The sequence below is a fragment of the Desulfuromonas carbonis genome, from assembly GCF_054658035.1.
Genome location: NZ_BAAHXR010000003.1, coordinates 748,788 through 764,212, shown reverse-complemented (window position 1 = coordinate 764,212; position 15,425 = coordinate 748,788). Strand labels below are relative to the sequence as shown.

The following is a 15,425-nucleotide window of genomic DNA, read 5'->3' as shown; positions in this document are numbered from 1 at the left end:
TTAAAGCGGACCAGCTTTGGTGGAGCCGAAGCAAGAGCCGAGGGGGTCAAGTCTTGCTTTGCAATATTTGTGGCACGGAAAGACTTGACCCCTCGGGGATACCCATCGCCCGGGAGTCGGAGGGGGTGACCTGCCTGGCGACCCTGTCGGAAAACCGGGGGTTGCACAGCTACCTCTGCCGCAACCGGGACGGAACTCCCTTCATCGCCGCCACCAGCGGCATGGGGGCGCCGTCGCTGTCGATCGTGGTCAACGAACTGGTCGCGGTCGGCGTGCGCACCGTCATCCGCGTCGGTACCAGCGGCGGCATCGCGCCGCCGGTGCACGCCGGCGACCTGGTGATCTCCAGCGCCGCGCTCTGCCGCCAGGGGGCCGCGGCGGACATCGCCCCGGCCGAATACCCGGCGGCGGCCGATCCGTTTTTGACCGTGGCGCTGGCCGGGGCGGCGCAGCGGCTCGGCATTCGCGCCCACCTCGGCGTGACCGCCAGCGTCGACACCTTCTACGAGGGACAGGAGCGCAGCGATTCGGCCAACCCCGTCCTGTTGCGCCAGCTGCGCGGCGTCACCGAGGAATACCGCCAGCTGCGCATCCTCAATTACGAGATGGAGGCCGGCACCCTGTTCAAGATGGGCTTGGTCTACGGCTTCGCGGCCGGCTGCGTCTGCGCGGTGCTGGCCGAGCGGCTGGTGACCGAGGCGGTCGACCTGCAGGTCAAGCAGCAGGCCGAGCGGGATGCCGTGCGCGTGGCGCTGGCGGCAATGGAAACTTCCCGGGCGGGCACTTGACAGCGGCCGCCGTCCGGGACTTTAATGGAGTTGCATATACAACAGGAGCCCCGATGAAATCCCTCACCCCCCAGCAACTGGCCCGGCGTCTCGCCGACGAATGCATCGCCTTTCGCGTGCGGCTGCTGAACCGGGTCGTCACCGGCGTCTACGATGCGGTCCTTAAGCCCTTCGGCGTCACCGTCAACCAGACCACCATCCTCGCCATGCTGACGCTGGCCGGCGAGGTCGGTCCCGGCGCCATCGGCCGCGAACTGGCGATGGAGAAGTCGACGGTCAGCCGCAATCTGGAACGGATGCGGAAAAACGGCTGGATCGAGACCACCGCGGGAGGGGTCCGGGTGACGGCTGCCGGGCGCGCGCTCTTCTCGTCCCTCCATCCTGCCTGGGAACAGGCTCAGGCCGATGCCGAACGGCTGCTGGGGGAGGCGGGGGTCGGCGCGATCGAGGGGCTGCACCAGAGCCTGCGTCAAACCCGGAATGACGGGTGATGTTTTTGGGCGCGTCGTTGCATATACAACAAGATTGAAGCAGGAAGGGCTCATGCGGCGGATGGCCGCGGAAAGGAGAGGACAGCATGACCGGGCAACAGATCGTTCCCCATTTCTGGTTCAACAAACAAGCCAGGGAGGCGGCCGCCTTCCACGTTGCTGCCTTCGGCGGCGACTCGGAAGTAACCAACGTCACGACCCTCACCGACACCCCCTCGGGCGAGGTGGATGTCGTCCAGTTCCGGCTGCTCGGTTACGAATTCATGTCGATCAGCGCCGGCACCTTTTTTCAGATCAACCCGGCGCTCTCCTTCATCGTCAATTTCGACCCGGCGCAGCGTCCCGACGCCGGGGAGGCGCTGGAGGCGTTATGGGTCAAGCTGATCAGCGGCGGCAGGGCCTTGATGCCGCTCGACCGCTACCCCTTCAGCGAACGCTACGGCTGGGTCGAGGACAAATACGGCGTCTCCTGGCAGCTGATCCTCAGCAACCCCGCCGGGGAGCCGCGGCCGGCAATCATCCCCGCGCTCCTCTTCACCGGCGCGGTGTGCGGCCGGGCCGAGGCGGCGCTGAATTTTTACACCGAAGTCTTCAAGCAGACGCGCGAAGGGCTGGTGGCCCGCTACGGCCCCGGCATGGAACCGGACCGGGAAGGGACGCTGATGTTCGCCGATTTCATGCTGCAGGGTCAGTGGTTCGCGGTGATGGATTCGGCCCGCGACCACAACTTTGTCTTCAACGAGGCGGTGTCGCTGATGGTCCACTGCGACACCCAGGCGGAGATCGACTATTTCTGGGGCAAACTCTCGGCGGTGCCGCAGGCCGAACAGTGCGGCTGGCTCAAGGACAAGTTCGGTGTTTCCTGGCAGATCGTCCCGGCGAAGATGGGCGAACTGATGGGTGGCACCCTGGAACAGCGCGCCCGGGTGACGCAGGCCTTCCTCAGGATGAAGAAGTTCGACATTGCCGTGCTCGAAGCCGCCTATGCCGGATGAATGCCCGGCTGGAGGGAAAGGAAACCCTGGATAAGCAAACCGAGGAAGCCGAAAATGAATCTCCCCGCAGCAAGCTACGGGGTATCAAAAGTTTAGATTGATCGCTTTCATCGAAGCAAGCTTCGGGGAATTCGACCCACCTGAGATTAAGATCAAATTTGGAAACCAATTTTTCAGGCAGGAAAAATATGAAAGGGTTTTTCTTTAGCAGCATGAGACGCCGGGAATCAGGAGCTCACAGGAAGAACGTATATGCACTTCTGTTGGGACTCCTCACCGCCGGTTGCGCATCAATGCCGGCCCCCCCTCCAATGGAGGCCGCCCCGACGTCCGTTAGACACCGAGGAGACACCATGAAAGTCATGCGCATGGACAACGTTGGCATCGTGGTGAAAGACATTGATACCGCAATTCAGTTTTTCACGGAACTCGGCCTTGCCCTTGAAGGCCGCATGCCCATCGATGGTGAATGGGCCGGTCGCGTCACCGGAGTACACGGCCAGCGTGTCGAGATCGCCATGATGCGTACCCCTGATGGCAACAGCCGCATCGAGCTTTCGCGCTTTGACGCCCCCGCCATCGCGTCCGACCATCGCACCGCTCCCGTGAACTCGCTGGGGTACCAGCGCGTCATGTTCACCGTCGAGGACCTCGACGACACCCTCGCCCGGCTTGGCAAGCTCGGTGCGACGTTGGTCGATGAAGTTGTCGATTACGAAAACATCTACCGGCTCTGCTACATCCGGGGTCCCGAGGGAATTCTCATCGGTCTCGCCCAACAGCTCGGGCAACAGAACGCCCGGGAGAATCCCATGGAGCCTACGCGCTGAGAACTCAGGCCCTGGCTTGGTGTAAGGAGCCAAACCATGTCACGGTCAAAAACATCGTCTCTCCGGACGAAATCTGGAACGCCTGGACGCGACACAGGCCTTGCTCCAGATGAAGAGATAGGACATCACTGCGCTCGAAGCGGCGTTTGCCGGATATCCCTCCTCAAGCAAGGCAGGAGCACACCATGGCAGAACTGACCGTAACCACCTTCGTATCTCTCGACGGCGTCATGCAGGCCCCCGGCGGGTCCGAGGAGGACACCAGCGGCGATTTTACTCACGGCGGCTGGGTCTTCCCCCTGGCCGACGCGGTCATGGGGAACTGGGTCGTCGAAAACATCTCGCGCGCCGAGGCCTTTTTGCTCGGCCGCACCACCTACGACATCTTCGCCGGCTACTGGCCCCGCTTCCCCGATCCGAACGATCCGATCGCCTTCCAACTCAACCATCGGCCGAAGCATGTCGCCTCACGCACCCGCAGCACCTTCGCCTGGAACAACAGCCGGCATCTGCCGGAGGTGGTTTCAGGTGTCGCCGAACTCAAGCGTCGCTGTGTGGGTGAAATCCAGGTGCACGGCAGCGCCGGGCTGCTGCAGACCCTGATCGCGCACGATCTCGTCGACGAATACCGGATTCTGACCTTTCCGGTACTGCTCGGCCGCGGCAAGCGGCTCTTCGGCGGCGGTACGGTGCCACGCAGTCTGCAACTGGTGCGCACCGTCACCAGCAGTACGGGGGTGCTCCTCGGGGTTTACCGGCCGGCGGGGGCGCTCCAGACCGGAACGTTTGCGATCGACTGAACAAGGAGAAAAGCCGTGCGCAACCCGTCGCTCTGCTACGCGCCGGCAGCGGCGACACCCGCGGCTGGCCAGCAAGACGGCGCCATTACGAAAGGAATACGTCCATGAATACCAATCCAGTTCGTTGTTTCGAAATCTACGTCGAGGATCTACCGCGTGCCAGGGAATTCTACGAAACGGTGCTGGCGACCGAACTGAAGCCGCTCGCCTCCCCCACCCCGGGGCTCGAATTCCTGGCTTTCCCCATGGCGGAGGGGGGCTACGGCGCCGCCGGTACCCTGGTGAAGATGGTGGGCGGCCCGTGCGGCGGCAACAGCACTCTGGTCTACTTCGGCTGCGAGGACTGCGCCGTGGAAGCGGGGCGGGTCGAAAAGGCCGGCGGCAAGGTCGAGCAGGGCAAGATGTCGATCGGCGAGTACGGTTTCATCGCCCTGGTGCGCGACAGCGAAGGGAACATGATCGGGCTGCATTCGATGCGGTGAACGGATAAGGACGAGCTGTCCGCAGAGTGCACGGATTTGCGCCGATAACTCTGGGCAATCTGCGGCTTCTGCTCGGCTGGGAAAACCACCGGGATCAGGCTTTGCATGTTGCAGTTTTTGAGTCAGACCTGCAATCTTGCGATTTCAACCATTTCCATGTTTGCAGACCTGATCCGATTGCCCGCGGTTTCACCACAGGCAGTTTCGTTGCGGCGTGACCTATAAATCTCCCACATTGTCCTCGAAGGTTCTAACAATGGACAGAAGTTTTTCTACAATTCGCTCAAAAATCGGTTTACGTTCCAGCAGCTTCGGTTTGTTATCCAGCGAGGCAAAGACCGTTTCGCGCAAAGGCTCTTTTCCAGTGAACTGATAGCTATCAAGCATCTGATAAACGGCTGTAGGGGCCATGCCTTCCGTTGCACACAGGTGGTTAATCGCCACCTTCTTTTCTTCCGCCCAGAACGCGTTGAACACCTCCTTGAGATTCTGTTCCTCGGAAATGTCGGGCATGTAGTCATTGATGAATTTCTCGATCAACTCGCGCTTGCTGCGCAGCTGGGTCTCCTTTTTCAGTAGGTCGAAAACCGCCTCGCGCTGCTGCTGCGCCTTTTTGCGTTCCCTGGCGTTCGCGCTGCGCTCCTGCTGCTGGATTGCCGCGAGAAGTTCGAGGATATAAGCCACGTTGATCTCGTCGCGCTGGATCAGCTCCAGCTCGAAGTCAACCTCCTCAATGATGGAAGCCCCCGCCTCCTCCTTGAGGCTGCGCATCCGGTCGTAGATGTCCAGATATTTGCTCTTGTAATCCTCGAACGTCTGGGCATCCATGTCGAGGTCGGCAAAGTTGAACTCGGTAAAAGACTTCAGGATATTGAGCAGGCGCATCAACTGCCGAAAGGCCCGGACAAAGGCCAACTGATCCTTTTCACTGATCAGTTCTGAGACCGCGTCCGGCGTTGACGCCAGCACCATCAGTTTGATCACCCCCTCGTTGAACAGCTCGACATGCCGCTCATAGGGCTCAATAAAAATGATCTCCTTCGCCTCCGGGTTGGAGAAGAGGGCAATAGCTTCGTCGGTATTCTTCTTCAGGTTGCGGAAGCAGACGATGTTCCCCTGGGACTTCAACTCTCCCAATGTCCGATTGGTGCGCGAATAGGCCTGAATCAACCCATGGTACCTGAGGTTTTTGTCGACGTAGAGGGTGTTAAGCTTCTTCACGTCGAAACCGGTCAGATACATGTTCACCACTAACAGGATGTCGACCCGATCTTTTTCCAGGAAACTTTTCTTGTCACGTTCCTTCAAGCGCCGGGCGACATCCTTGTAGTAGTTGTAAAAACTCTTACTGTCCTTGGCGGAAAAACTGGTCTGGTATTGACGGTTGTAGTCGCCAATGAACTCTTCCAATTTGTCGCGACTGTGTTTGTTGACCGGGGTATCAGTGCCGAGGTCGAGGTTGGGGTCACCGATAAGGCCATCGGCGTCGACATCGTCCTCGTTGGCGGCATAGGTGAAAACCGTCACCACCCGCAAGTCGTGCTCCTTCTTCTCCCGCTTGCGTTTGAAGGTTTCATAATAGGCGATCAGGGCATCGACGCTGCTGACGCAGAGGATGGCCGAAAAATTTCGGTTGTGGGTCTTGCGATTGTGATTGGCGATGACCCAGTCGACCACCTTTTCGATCCGCTGCGGAGCTTCAAAAAACGCCTTGGTATCGATCGACGAAACCTGCTCATCCACCAGCGTGCCGTCCTTGCGCTTCAACTTGCCCCAATACTCGACCGAGAAGCGCAGCACGTTTTCGTCGCTGATGGCGTTGGTGATGACATACCGGTGCAGGCACTCTTCGAAAAGATCCTTGGTGGTCCGTTTGCCGTGCTGATTGCCGACGGCATTCTCGGCGAAGATCGGCGTACCGGTAAAGCCGAACAACTGGGCTTTGCCGAAATACCCGGTGATGTTCTTGTGGGTCTGGCCGAACTGGGAGCGGTGGCATTCGTCGAAGATGAAGACGATACGCTCATTGCGCAGGGCTTCGATTCGCGGCAGGAAGCGCTTGCGGGAGATGGCGTTGTTCAGCTTCTGGATGGTGGTGACAATCAGTTTGTTGTCGCCTTCGAGCTGCTTTACCAAGGCGCGGGTATTGCTGGTGGCGTCGACGCTTCCTTCGCGAAAGTAGTTGAACTCGCGGGTGGTCTGGTAATCGAGGTCGGCGCGGTCGACGACGAAGATAACTTTTTGCACCTTGGGCAGGGCGGTCAACACTTGCGCGGCCTTGAAACTGGTGAGGGTCTTGCCCGAGCCGGTGGTATGCCAGATGTAGCCGTTCTTGCGGCCGTGCTTGACCCGCTCGACGATCGCCTCCACGGCGTGGTACTGGTAGGGGCGCAGCACCATCAGCACCTTGTCCGACTCATGCAGAACGATGTACTTGCAAATCACCTTGGAGAGTGCGCACTTCTCCAGGAACCGGTCGGCAAAGGCGTCCAACTGGGTGATCGGGTTATTGTCCTTATCCGCCCAGTAGAAGGTCTGCTTGAAGTCCTGGTTGCGGTTGTTGGCGTAATACTTGGTGTTCACCCCGTTGGAGATGACGAACAACTGCACGTACTGGAACAGTCCGTTCTCCGCCCAAAAGGAATGGCGGTGATAGCGGTTGACCTGGTTGAAGGCCTCCTTCAGCTCCATGCCGCGGCGCTTGAGCTCAATCTGCACCAGCGGCAGGCCGTTGATTAATAGCGTCACGTCGTAGCGGTTTTTGTAGCTCCCCGCCAGGGTGATCTGGTTGGTCACCTGGTATTGGTTTTGGCACCAGTGCTCGGTATTGAGGAACTGCAGATAGAGGGATGAACCGTCGTCTCGGGTGAGCTGCATGCGATCGCGCAGGATCTTTGCCCGCTCGAAGACGTTTCCCTTGTCCAGATGGTTGAGAACCTTGGCGAACTCGGCATCGGTCAACAACACCTCGTTATGCTTTTCCAGCTGTCGTTTCAGGTTGGCGCGTAGCTCTGCGGAATTACCGATTGAGACAAAGTCATAGCCAAGCCCGCCCAGACGGCGGATCAGGCTCTGCTCTAACTGGGCTTCGGACTGGTAGGCCTGCTCGGCGTAGCGCCTCGCCTCGTCGCGGCGCCGCAGTTCGGCGGCGTAGCTTTCCGCGTTGAAGAACTCGGTGCCGACGCGCCGAATATGGTCGAGCAAATTGGGGTTGTCGATCTGGGCGAGAAGGGAGATGTCGAAGGAGTAGGGCAGGTCGAGATCGTCCAGGGCGATGGCGACCCGGTTCAGGAAGGAATTTTCCAACTCCCCGGTCGTGGTCAGGGTCAGGTCGATGTCCGAGCCGGGTTTGTAAGTCCCCTTGGCGCGCGAACCGTAAAGGGTGGCCAGCCGGATCGGTTCGAACCGCGCAAGGGCAGCGCGGATTTTTTCGATGACCTCCGCGGGCAGACCGAATTGCTCAGCCATGTTCTTCCTGGTAACGGCGCAAGCTCTCGCGCAGGGCGACGAAAGCGGGGTAGTAGCGGTTGACGATGTCTTCCAGGATTGCTTCCGTAACGTCCTCATTGTAGGTATGCACGGTAAGCGCCCGGCTCTTGATCATGTCCATCCAGACCTTGCCGTCGGCGATCAGCCCGCGATTGAAGGCCACCCGGATGGCGTCGCGGCTTCCATGAATTCCCAGCTCCCCCTGGTATTCGTAAAAATCCTTCAGGACGTTCCAGGCCAATTCGTAATTGTACTCGAAGGCCTGGATTACCCCCTGGCGCTCCAGTTCCGACAGGTCCCGTTCCGCCATCAGGGCCATGGCCTTGTCCAGCTGTTTCATGGAGCGTTGGAAGTTGTCGAAGCGCTGCATCCAGCGGATGTCTTCGGTCATGGTCGACTCTCCTAAAGGCAAATCTCCTGAATCAAATCCCCCTAAGTCCCCCTTTCTTAAAGGGGGACTTGGAGAACCTCTCACATTCGAAAATTGCCGCCTTTACTCCCCCCTTTATGAAAGGGGGGCTGGGGGGGATTTCCTCTTGCGCAAGATCTCCTCGCCGATCCGCTCCAGGACGGCATCGGTTTCCAGCAGCACTTCCCGGTTGTCGAAGCGCAGCACCAGCAATCCCTCTTCAGCAAGGCAACGATCGCGCTGCCGGTCGCGTTGGAGATGGCCGGGTTCCAGGTGCTGGCTGCCGTCGACCTCGACGACCAACCCGGCGGCTGGGGCGAAAAAATCGACAATGTACGGGCCGAGCGGTTTCTGCCGATAGAACTGGACCCCGTGCAACTGCTTCCGGCGCAGATGGGACCAGAGCAGCTGTTCCGCGTCGGTCATGGTTTTGCGCAACTGGCGGGACGGCGGTTTCAGGTTTCGGCTGTAGTTGCGCAAGGGCAAATCCCCCTAAATCCCCCTTTCATAAAGGGGGACTTTTAAACCATGCTCCGTCTCGGCACTCCGGCCTGAATTCCCCCCTTTAAGGAAGGGGGGCTGGGGGGGGATTTGCTTCCCGCCTTCACCTCTATACGAACATCTGTTGCAGGATGCCTTTTTTGAAGGTTTCCATCTTTTCGATCTGCGTGGAAACGGCGTCGATTTTGGCGTCGATGGCGGAGAGGAAGTAGGCGATTTTTTGTTGCTCGATCTCAGTAGTGTCCGGTTAGCAAATTGCATTCACCCAAAGTTGCAGATAATTGTAAATATTTTCACAAGTTAGCGTATTTTTTGCTTGACAAATCGTCGTGAAGTCGGCGCGGTGATTTTCGTAAATACCTATTTTATATGAGGATTTACGAAAATGTCATTACTTGTTCGCTGCCACCGTACCCGGCTTAGCAGGCGCTCCATTGTCCGACTTTTTACCCCGTTCAAGGGCGCTCTCGAACATGCCCCGGTTCTTGAGGCCCGAGGCAACAGGCCACTGCAGATGACGTTTGAAGATCAGTTGAAAATCCTGACCTACTATCACCTCGAAGAGCATTCTTCGGGGCGTCATCTGCTTCAGGTTCTGACGCAGGAAGATTTTGCCGCGACTCATATTGCACCGCCCGGCGGTATCCGGAAAAGCGCCTTCTTTGAGGCGATCAATACCCGAGGGCTGGAGCAGATGATTCATGTTTACGAAGACCTGCAGAAACAGGTCTCACAAAAGATTCCTGTCGCCAAAGACATCTCCGATCTCGGCGATCTGATCGCCGTCGATGGTTCGCTGATTGACGCTACGCTGTCCATGCTCTGGGCGGACTATCGAGACGGAGCCAAAAAGGCCAAGGTTCACCTGGGGTTCGATATCGGTCGTGGTGTCCCCCAGAAAGTCACATTAACCGACGGCAAGGGCGACGAGCGTCCTCAGGCGGAACGGCTCGTGGCTCCCGGTCAGACAGGTGTCTATGACCGCTATTACCAGTGTTACAAAAACTTTGACGACTGGCAGGATCAGGGGCGCCACTTTGTCTGCCGCATCAAAGCCAGTTCTCGTAAGACGGAGTTGAGCGCCAATCCTGTTGTCCCCGGCAGTCATGTTTTCTATGACGCCAGGGTGTTGCTCGGCACCAAAGATGTCAACCAGACCGAACGAGAAGTGCGTGTGGTCGGCTACAAGGTTGACCAAAAATCCTATTGGGTCGCCACCGACCGCTTCGATCTGACCGCCGAGCAGATTGCCTTGATCTACAAGCTACGCTGGACGATCGAGTCCTTCTTCGCCTGGTGGAAGCGCCACCTCAAGGTGTATCACCTGATTGCCCGCAGTCCCTACGGCCTGCTGGTGCAGATCCTCGCAGGGTTGATTACTTATTTGCTGCTGGCCATCTACTGCCACGAAGAGCATGGCGAACGTGTCAGCATCAACAGGGTGCGTGAGCTTCGCAACAATATTCGCAACGAGGCCGCCGAGGATGCGGCCGCAGGCTTAGGGCCTCCCGATATCATTGACTTGGACTTCGGAGCCTATGCAACTTCTTAACCGGACACTACTGGCTCGATCTCGGATTTCGGAACGACAAACGGAGTCCTTCCTATAAAATCCCAATCCGCGCGGGGCATCTTCGAGCCAGAAGATTTATTGCAGGCCCAATCAAATCGATTTGTTTGAACAAGGTAATAAAGAAATTTTTGCGTAATGCCGGTTCCTCTCAAGACCCATATTTCAGAAGAGCAAGCGCCTTGAAATGAGGGTTGATGATATTTCCTCAAATATGGTCTCAGCTTTCCAAAAAGGACATCTCCAGCCTTGAATTTTCCTTTAATACTCACCTGGGTAGAGCAATCATAGGATGTCAAAAGCCTGCCAGTCCCTGACTCCAGGCTGTCCAACTCAATGCACGGAAGTAGAACATCCGATTTGTTTATGTCAATTTTGTCGGCCACCCGAAATACTATTTGCTCAAACTCATGCTCCTCCCAATCCGGGAACCCCGACCCATCATCCGCATTAAATCGGAGTTCCTGCGAGAAGATTTTCTGCATCACACCGCGTTTGTAGGCATGCAATTGCTCGCCCTGACGGCGCAGTGCATCAAGCTTCTTTTCCACGACGGCAAGAAACGCGGCAATCTTCTTCTGCTCTGCCAGTGCCGGTAGCGTCACTTCAAGCTGTGCGAATTCGCTCTGACCTAGCGTCTTATTGCGTCCCGCTCCTCCAGGTGAAGCCAACTCAAGCAGATACTTGCCTCGCTTTCGAAGGAAGAATAACAACAGAAAATCCAAGTCGGATTTTTTTCCAATCGGAACAAACATCGGAAAGCGGTGAGAAGCAATGAACCCCTCTTCGGTAGCAGTGGTCAGCGCAACCGCCTGTTCCCAACCGAACACGATGTTGACGACAAACGCTTTGGGGTGGACCCAGAAAACCCGCTTGTTGCCCAGGCTTTTCCCGGTGACCGGTTCCTTATGAAAAATTCCCTTACCATGGGAGCGAACGCCGATTTCCCGATAGAAGGTGTTCGGTTCAACGGTAACTGGGTTACTGACCCGCTTCACAAAATTGTCAATCCTGTCCATCATCCACGGATCGGAGAACTCCGAGAATCGCAACACCGGCACATTTTTCGTCTTCACCACACCCATCTCACCACCACAGTCAAGTCCCCCTTTGAGAAAGGGGGATTTAGGGGGATTTGTCTTTAGCGGCTGAGAGGAAATCCCCCCCGGCCCCCCTTTCATAAAGGGGGGAGCAAAACCTTCCCCCGGCCCCCCTTTCGCAAAGGGGGGTGCGAAAAGTCACACCGGCGCCTCGATCCCCAACTCCGCGCAAAAGCCGCGAATCGCCTCGTCCAGATCGCCCATCTGCGCTTCCACGCTCTTCAGCTCCGCCGCCACCGCCGCCAGATCGACCGGCTCTTCCTCCTCGAAGGTGTCCACGTAGCGGGGGATGTTGAGGTTGTAGTCGTTCTCGGCGATCTCCTCCAGGGTGGCGCGGTGGCTGAACTTCTCTTCCACCCGGCGGTTGCGCCAGGTGGAGACGATTTTGTCGATGTCCTGCGGTCGCAAAACGTTCTGGTTCTTCCCCTTTTCGAAGCAGGTGCTGGCGTCGACGAAGAGGATATCCTTGGGATGCTCCCGGCACTTCTTGAAGACCAGGATGCAGGTCGGGATGCCGGTGCCGTAGAAGATGTTGGCCGGCAGGCCGATGACGGCGTCGAGCCAGTTGCGCTCCTTGATCAGGTATTTGCGAATGTGTCCTTCTGCCGCGCCGCGGAACAGTACGCCGTGGGGGAGGATCACCGCCATGGTGCCGCCGTCGTCGAGCTGGTAGAGCATGTGCTGGACGAAGGCGAAATCGGCCTTGGAGGCCGGGGCGAGGCGGCCGTACTGGCTGAAGCGGTCGTCGCTGAGGTGCAGGGGATTGGCGCTCCACTTTGCTGAGAAGGGAGGATTGGCAACCACGGCGTCGAAGCGCCTATCCTGGTGCTGGGGATGCTCCAGGGTATCTTCCTGTTTGATATCGAAATTGCGGTAGTGGACACCGTGCAGGATCATGTTCATGCGGCACAGGTTATAGGTGGTGCGGTTCATCTCCTGCCCGTAATAGTCGCCGACCGATTCCACCTCCCGCGCCACCCGCAACAGCAGCGAGCCCGAGCCGCAGGTCGGATCGTACACCGACTTGAGCCGGTCCTTGCCAGTGGTGACGATCTTGGCCAGGATGGAGGAGACGGCGGCCGGAGTGTAGAACTCGCCCGCCTTCTTCCCTGCACCGCTGGCGAACTGGCCGATCAGGTATTCGTAGGCGTCGCCGAGGACATCGCCGTCGGCGTCATCGAGGTGGAAGTCGATCTTGTTCAGGTGGGTGAGGACCTTGGCGATCAGGGTGTTTTTCGCGGTTTCGGTGCGCCCCAGCTTGCTGGAGGTGAGGTCGAGGTCCTCGAACAGGCGCTCGAAATCGTCCTCGCTCTCCGTACCCATGGTGGAGCGTTCGATGCTGCGTAGCACGCTGGTCAGATGGTCCAGAATGAATTGGTCGGGGTCCTCCCCGCGCTTGGCGAGAGATTCGAACAGCTGACTCGGTTTGATGAAGTACCCCAACTCCTCGACGGCATCTTCCTGGACGGCAGCTAGCATTTCCCGGCCGGCCTCGGAAGTCTCGTCGATCTCCAGATAATCGACGCCGTCCTCGCGCAGAATCCGGTTGGCGTGGTGGTGCATCAGCTCGGAGAGGTACTTGAAGAAGATGAATCCCAGGCAGTAGTCGCGGAATTCGTCGGCGTGCATCTTGCCGCGCAGTTGATTGGCGACATTCCAGAGTTGCTGTTCGAGTTGTTTTTTTTGGCTGTCGGTCATGGGGTCCCAGAGCTTTCTTTATCAAAACAACATTAAACCGCCCAGCCGACCCAGTCGGTCAATGACGGTTTCGAGTTTACTGAAGCAGGCAGTAATCGATCCGGTTGCCCGGTCCTCTCAATGGAGTACATTCAATAAAAGGTTTCGACAATTTAGCCTAAGCTCGAAAACAAGTCAAAGCCTCCGCGCCTTTTAACCGCACGTCGGTTGGACTGTCGATTTTCACCCCATTCCCCACAACAACCGGTAAAGCGGCGACCAGCTCCTGGAGCGGTTCCAGGAGGAGGGCCTGGTAGTCGGCGCGGTGCGCCTCGAACCAGGCCTTGTTGTTGTTTGCCGCCAGATCGGCGAAGTAGGCGAAGGCCCGGGGCGAGAACCCCGGGAAGTGGCTGCCCATCGCCGGTGTCTAATGGACTGGCTCGAAGGAGAAGCCCTGGCCGCCGATGCTTGCTTCGTACATCAGGCCGCCGAGGGTGTGGGTGAAGACTGCCATCCCCTTGACGTAGCGGCCGCCAAGCTGCTGGTCGCTGTTCGGCCCGGCGCTGACCCCGGCCGAGGAGCCGCTGCTCCCCGCCTTGGCCTGGGCGCCGGCGGTGATCGCCACGGCGGAGGCGGTGGCGTCGAACTCGAAGGAGCCGCCGGTGAACTCGTCGTAGGCGCGCTTGTCCTGGAAGAAGATGATTTCGCTCAGCGCCTGGCCGCCGGCCTGCCAGCCGATACTCACTTTCACCATGTTGCTCTTACCGGTGAGCTTGCCATGGCGGTAGACCTGCCCCTTGCCGAAGGAACCACCCAGGCCGAGGCCGCCCTTGCCGACGATGGGGAAGACGGCGTAACCGTAACTATTCTCGAAGAAGGGCTGGACGACGGGCGATTCCTTGAAGAGCGCGATGGTGCTCGCATAATCGGCGGGGTCGGCGGCGGCGGTCGAAAGCGTTGCAAACAGAAAGACGATCGTGGCGATAAGAAAAGTTGTCCGGGTTTTCATCGGGTCCTCCTCGGGTTTCGTCCCATCCCCTGGCGGTGGGCCAAGGATCCGGGACGTGGGGAGTCGGGTAATGTATCTCCCGCTGTCAGTTTATCACTTTGCCGGATCGGTTGTTCCGGTTGGCTCCGGTACGATATCGAAAACCGTCAGCTCGGGAGGCGAGAGGATGCGCATCGGCGGCCCCCAGGTGCCGGTGCCGCGGCTGGTGTAGAGGTGCCCGCCTTCCGCCAGTGGATAGAGGCCGTCCTGCAGCGGATACTCGAGGCCGGTGAGGTAGTTGAAGGGAAAGATCTGGCCGCGGTGGGCGTGGCCGGAGAGCTGCAGGTCGAAGCGCCCCCGCGCCGCCGGGTCGAGGGCGGGGCGGTGCTTGAGCAGAATAATGAAGCGGGTGCCCGGCAGCTGCGCCAGCAGGGAGGCTTCCGCCGCGGGCGGGCCGGCCGCCGGGTCATCGACTCCGACCAAGGTCAGGTATTCGGTCACCGCTGCCGTAGTGTTACGCAACACCTGGAAGCCGCTGGCGGCGAGGAATTCGAGGGCCTGTTCCATTCCGGCATAGACCTCGTGGTTGCCGGTGACGGCGAACTTCCCCAGCGGCGGATTCACCTGCTGCCAGAGCGCAGTCAACTCCTCGAGGTGATTGATCTGGGCGTCGACGACATCGCCGCTGGCAACCAGCAGATCGGGCCGCAGCTGCTGTAATTGGGCGATGATCGGCGCCAGGGTCTCTTCGCGGTGAATCAGCCCGAGGTGCAGATCCGAGAGCTGGACGATGCGAATCCCTTGGCTTCCCGCCGGCAGTTTGGCGCTGGTCAGGGTGACCCGCTCGACCCGCAGATGGGCCGCCTCGTAGAGGCCATAGAGGCCGGCCGCCAGGGTGGTAGCGACGATCAGCCCGGCACTCAGGCCGCCGTGGAGGGAGAGTTGCGCCACCAGCGGCCAGGCCCGGCCGAGCAGCCAGCAGAAGAGCTCCCAGCCGGCGAGCAGTACGCAGAGGCTGAAGGCAATGAAAAGAAAGCCCATCCAGCTGTAGCCGACCCAGGCCAGCCCCCGCGCCGCCAGCTCCTGCCCGCCCCGTTCGAGGAGCCGCACCAGCAGCGGCGCCAGGATCATCAGCCCCATCCAGATCCAGTTGAGGGTCGGCAGCAGCGGGTGGCCGGCGAGCAGCGGGTGGATCCCCCAGAAGACGAGCAGGTGCATGCCGGTGTAGATGGTGAGAAAAACCAGGACGAACCCGAGCATGGGTCTCTCCGGGAAGGTTCATGGAAGAGTTGGCGATCAGCTGCG

The 15,425-nt window shown here is 59.1% G+C and carries 14 protein-coding genes and 1 pseudogene; 7 read left to right on the top strand and 8 right to left on the bottom strand.

The annotated features are described in order from the left end of the window. Positions 1–98: 98 nt before the first annotated feature. The 6 genes from ACYQ8E_RS10450 (at position 99) to ACYQ8E_RS10425 (ending at position 4,386) form a co-directional block, all read left to right on the top strand. Complete coding sequence (locus tag ACYQ8E_RS10450) at positions 99–788, top strand: phosphorylase family protein (protein ID WP_442856869.1); 690 nt, start codon at positions 99–101, stop codon at positions 786–788. A 53-nt stretch (positions 789–841) separates the two neighbouring features. Next, a complete protein-coding gene (locus ACYQ8E_RS10445) occupies positions 842–1,279 on the top strand; it encodes a MarR family winged helix-turn-helix transcriptional regulator (RefSeq protein WP_066728959.1) in 438 nt (145 codons plus the stop codon). Positions 1,280–1,365: 86 nt separating this feature from the next. Further along, positions 1,366–2,274: a VOC family protein gene (locus tag ACYQ8E_RS10440; RefSeq protein WP_459860923.1), complete on the top strand. Its 909-nt coding sequence runs from the start codon at positions 1,366–1,368 to the stop codon at positions 2,272–2,274. Between the two features lie 353 nt (positions 2,275–2,627). After that, the gene (locus ACYQ8E_RS10435; RefSeq protein ID WP_066728956.1) at positions 2,628–3,104 is read left to right on the top strand and encodes a VOC family protein; all 477 of its coding nucleotides are present in this window, start codon (positions 2,628–2,630) and stop codon (positions 3,102–3,104) included. A gap of 185 nt (positions 3,105–3,289) precedes the next feature. Continuing rightward, the gene (locus ACYQ8E_RS10430) at positions 3,290–3,904 is read left to right on the top strand and encodes a dihydrofolate reductase family protein (RefSeq protein ID WP_066728954.1); all 615 of its coding nucleotides are present in this window, start codon (positions 3,290–3,292) and stop codon (positions 3,902–3,904) included. Positions 3,905–4,008: 104 nt separating this feature from the next. Then, complete coding sequence (locus ACYQ8E_RS10425) at positions 4,009–4,386, top strand: VOC family protein (RefSeq protein WP_066728950.1); 378 nt, start codon at positions 4,009–4,011, stop codon at positions 4,384–4,386. Between the two features lie 219 nt (positions 4,387–4,605). Here the strand turns inward: ACYQ8E_RS10425 and ACYQ8E_RS10420 are convergent, their stop codons facing one another. From ACYQ8E_RS10420 to ACYQ8E_RS10410, 3 genes are all read right to left on the bottom strand, one after another. After that, the gene (locus tag ACYQ8E_RS10420) at positions 4,606–7,854 is read right to left on the bottom strand and encodes a type I restriction endonuclease subunit R, EcoR124 family (protein WP_082820405.1); all 3,249 of its coding nucleotides are present in this window, start codon (positions 7,852–7,854) and stop codon (positions 4,606–4,608) included. Beyond that, positions 7,847–8,266: a nucleotidyltransferase substrate binding protein gene (locus tag ACYQ8E_RS10415; protein WP_066728948.1), complete on the bottom strand. Its 420-nt coding sequence runs from the start codon at positions 8,264–8,266 to the stop codon at positions 7,847–7,849. The genes ACYQ8E_RS10420 and ACYQ8E_RS10415 overlap by 8 nt, the downstream gene beginning before the upstream one ends. 114 nt (positions 8,267–8,380) lie before the next feature. Further along, the gene (locus tag ACYQ8E_RS10410) at positions 8,381–8,764 is read right to left on the bottom strand and encodes an endonuclease domain-containing protein (protein ID WP_157471925.1); all 384 of its coding nucleotides are present in this window, start codon (positions 8,762–8,764) and stop codon (positions 8,381–8,383) included. A gap of 406 nt (positions 8,765–9,170) precedes the next feature. Between ACYQ8E_RS10410 and ACYQ8E_RS10405 the strand changes: the two are divergent. Further along, positions 9,171–10,271 (top strand): annotated as a pseudogene (locus ACYQ8E_RS10405) (IS4 family transposase); the annotation flags it as partial. Positions 10,272–10,333: 62 nt separating this feature from the next. On the opposite strand, the gene ACYQ8E_RS10400 reads toward ACYQ8E_RS10405, so the two are convergent. From ACYQ8E_RS10400 to ACYQ8E_RS10380, 5 genes are all read right to left on the bottom strand, one after another. Continuing rightward, entirely contained in the window at positions 10,334–11,440 is a 1,107-nt protein-coding gene (locus tag ACYQ8E_RS10400; RefSeq protein ID WP_459860920.1) for a restriction endonuclease subunit S, read from the bottom strand. A gap of 153 nt (positions 11,441–11,593) precedes the next feature. Further along, positions 11,594–13,153 (bottom strand): type I restriction-modification system subunit M, encoded by a 1,560-nt coding sequence (locus ACYQ8E_RS10395; protein WP_066728939.1) that lies wholly within the window; start codon positions 13,151–13,153, stop codon positions 11,594–11,596. A 157-nt stretch (positions 13,154–13,310) separates the two neighbouring features. Continuing rightward, positions 13,311–13,550, bottom strand: coding sequence for a DUF2461 family protein (locus ACYQ8E_RS10390; RefSeq protein ID WP_066728937.1), 240 nt, complete (start codon positions 13,548–13,550; stop codon positions 13,311–13,313). A gap of 9 nt (positions 13,551–13,559) precedes the next feature. Then, entirely contained in the window at positions 13,560–14,141 is a 582-nt protein-coding gene (locus ACYQ8E_RS10385) for a lipid-binding SYLF domain-containing protein (RefSeq protein WP_066728936.1), read from the bottom strand. 93 nt (positions 14,142–14,234) lie between these two features. Next, complete coding sequence (locus ACYQ8E_RS10380; protein ID WP_066728932.1) at positions 14,235–15,380, bottom strand: metallophosphoesterase; 1,146 nt, start codon at positions 15,378–15,380, stop codon at positions 14,235–14,237. Between the last annotated feature and the right edge of the window lie 45 nt (positions 15,381–15,425).

Bases quoted from the DNA above. Each gene is read 5' to 3' on its own strand.
- ACYQ8E_RS10445 (WP_066728959.1), top strand. From the start codon at position 842: ATGAAATCCCTCACCCCCCAGCAACTGGCCCGGCGTCTCGCCGACGAA.
- ACYQ8E_RS10440 (WP_459860923.1), top strand. From the start codon at position 1,366: ATGACCGGGCAACAGATCGTTCCCCATTTCTGGTTCAACAAACAAGCC.
- ACYQ8E_RS10435 (WP_066728956.1), top strand. From the start codon at position 2,628: ATGAAAGTCATGCGCATGGACAACGTTGGCATCGTGGTGAAAGACATT.
- ACYQ8E_RS10430 (WP_066728954.1), top strand. From the start codon at position 3,290: ATGGCAGAACTGACCGTAACCACCTTCGTATCTCTCGACGGCGTCATG.
- ACYQ8E_RS10425 (WP_066728950.1), top strand. From the start codon at position 4,009: ATGAATACCAATCCAGTTCGTTGTTTCGAAATCTACGTCGAGGATCTA.
- ACYQ8E_RS10420 (WP_082820405.1), bottom strand. From the start codon at position 7,854: ATGGCTGAGCAATTCGGTCTGCCCGCGGAGGTCATCGAAAAAATCCGC.
- ACYQ8E_RS10415 (WP_066728948.1), bottom strand. From the start codon at position 8,266: ATGACCGAAGACATCCGCTGGATGCAGCGCTTCGACAACTTCCAACGC.
- ACYQ8E_RS10400 (WP_459860920.1), bottom strand. From the start codon at position 11,440: ATGGGTGTGGTGAAGACGAAAAATGTGCCGGTGTTGCGATTCTCGGAG.
- ACYQ8E_RS10395 (WP_066728939.1), bottom strand. From the start codon at position 13,153: ATGACCGACAGCCAAAAAAAACAACTCGAACAGCAACTCTGGAATGTC.
- ACYQ8E_RS10390 (WP_066728937.1), bottom strand. From the start codon at position 13,550: ATGGGCAGCCACTTCCCGGGGTTCTCGCCCCGGGCCTTCGCCTACTTC.
- ACYQ8E_RS10385 (WP_066728936.1), bottom strand. From the start codon at position 14,141: ATGAAAACCCGGACAACTTTTCTTATCGCCACGATCGTCTTTCTGTTT.
- ACYQ8E_RS10380 (WP_066728932.1), bottom strand. From the start codon at position 15,380: ATGCTCGGGTTCGTCCTGGTTTTTCTCACCATCTACACCGGCATGCAC.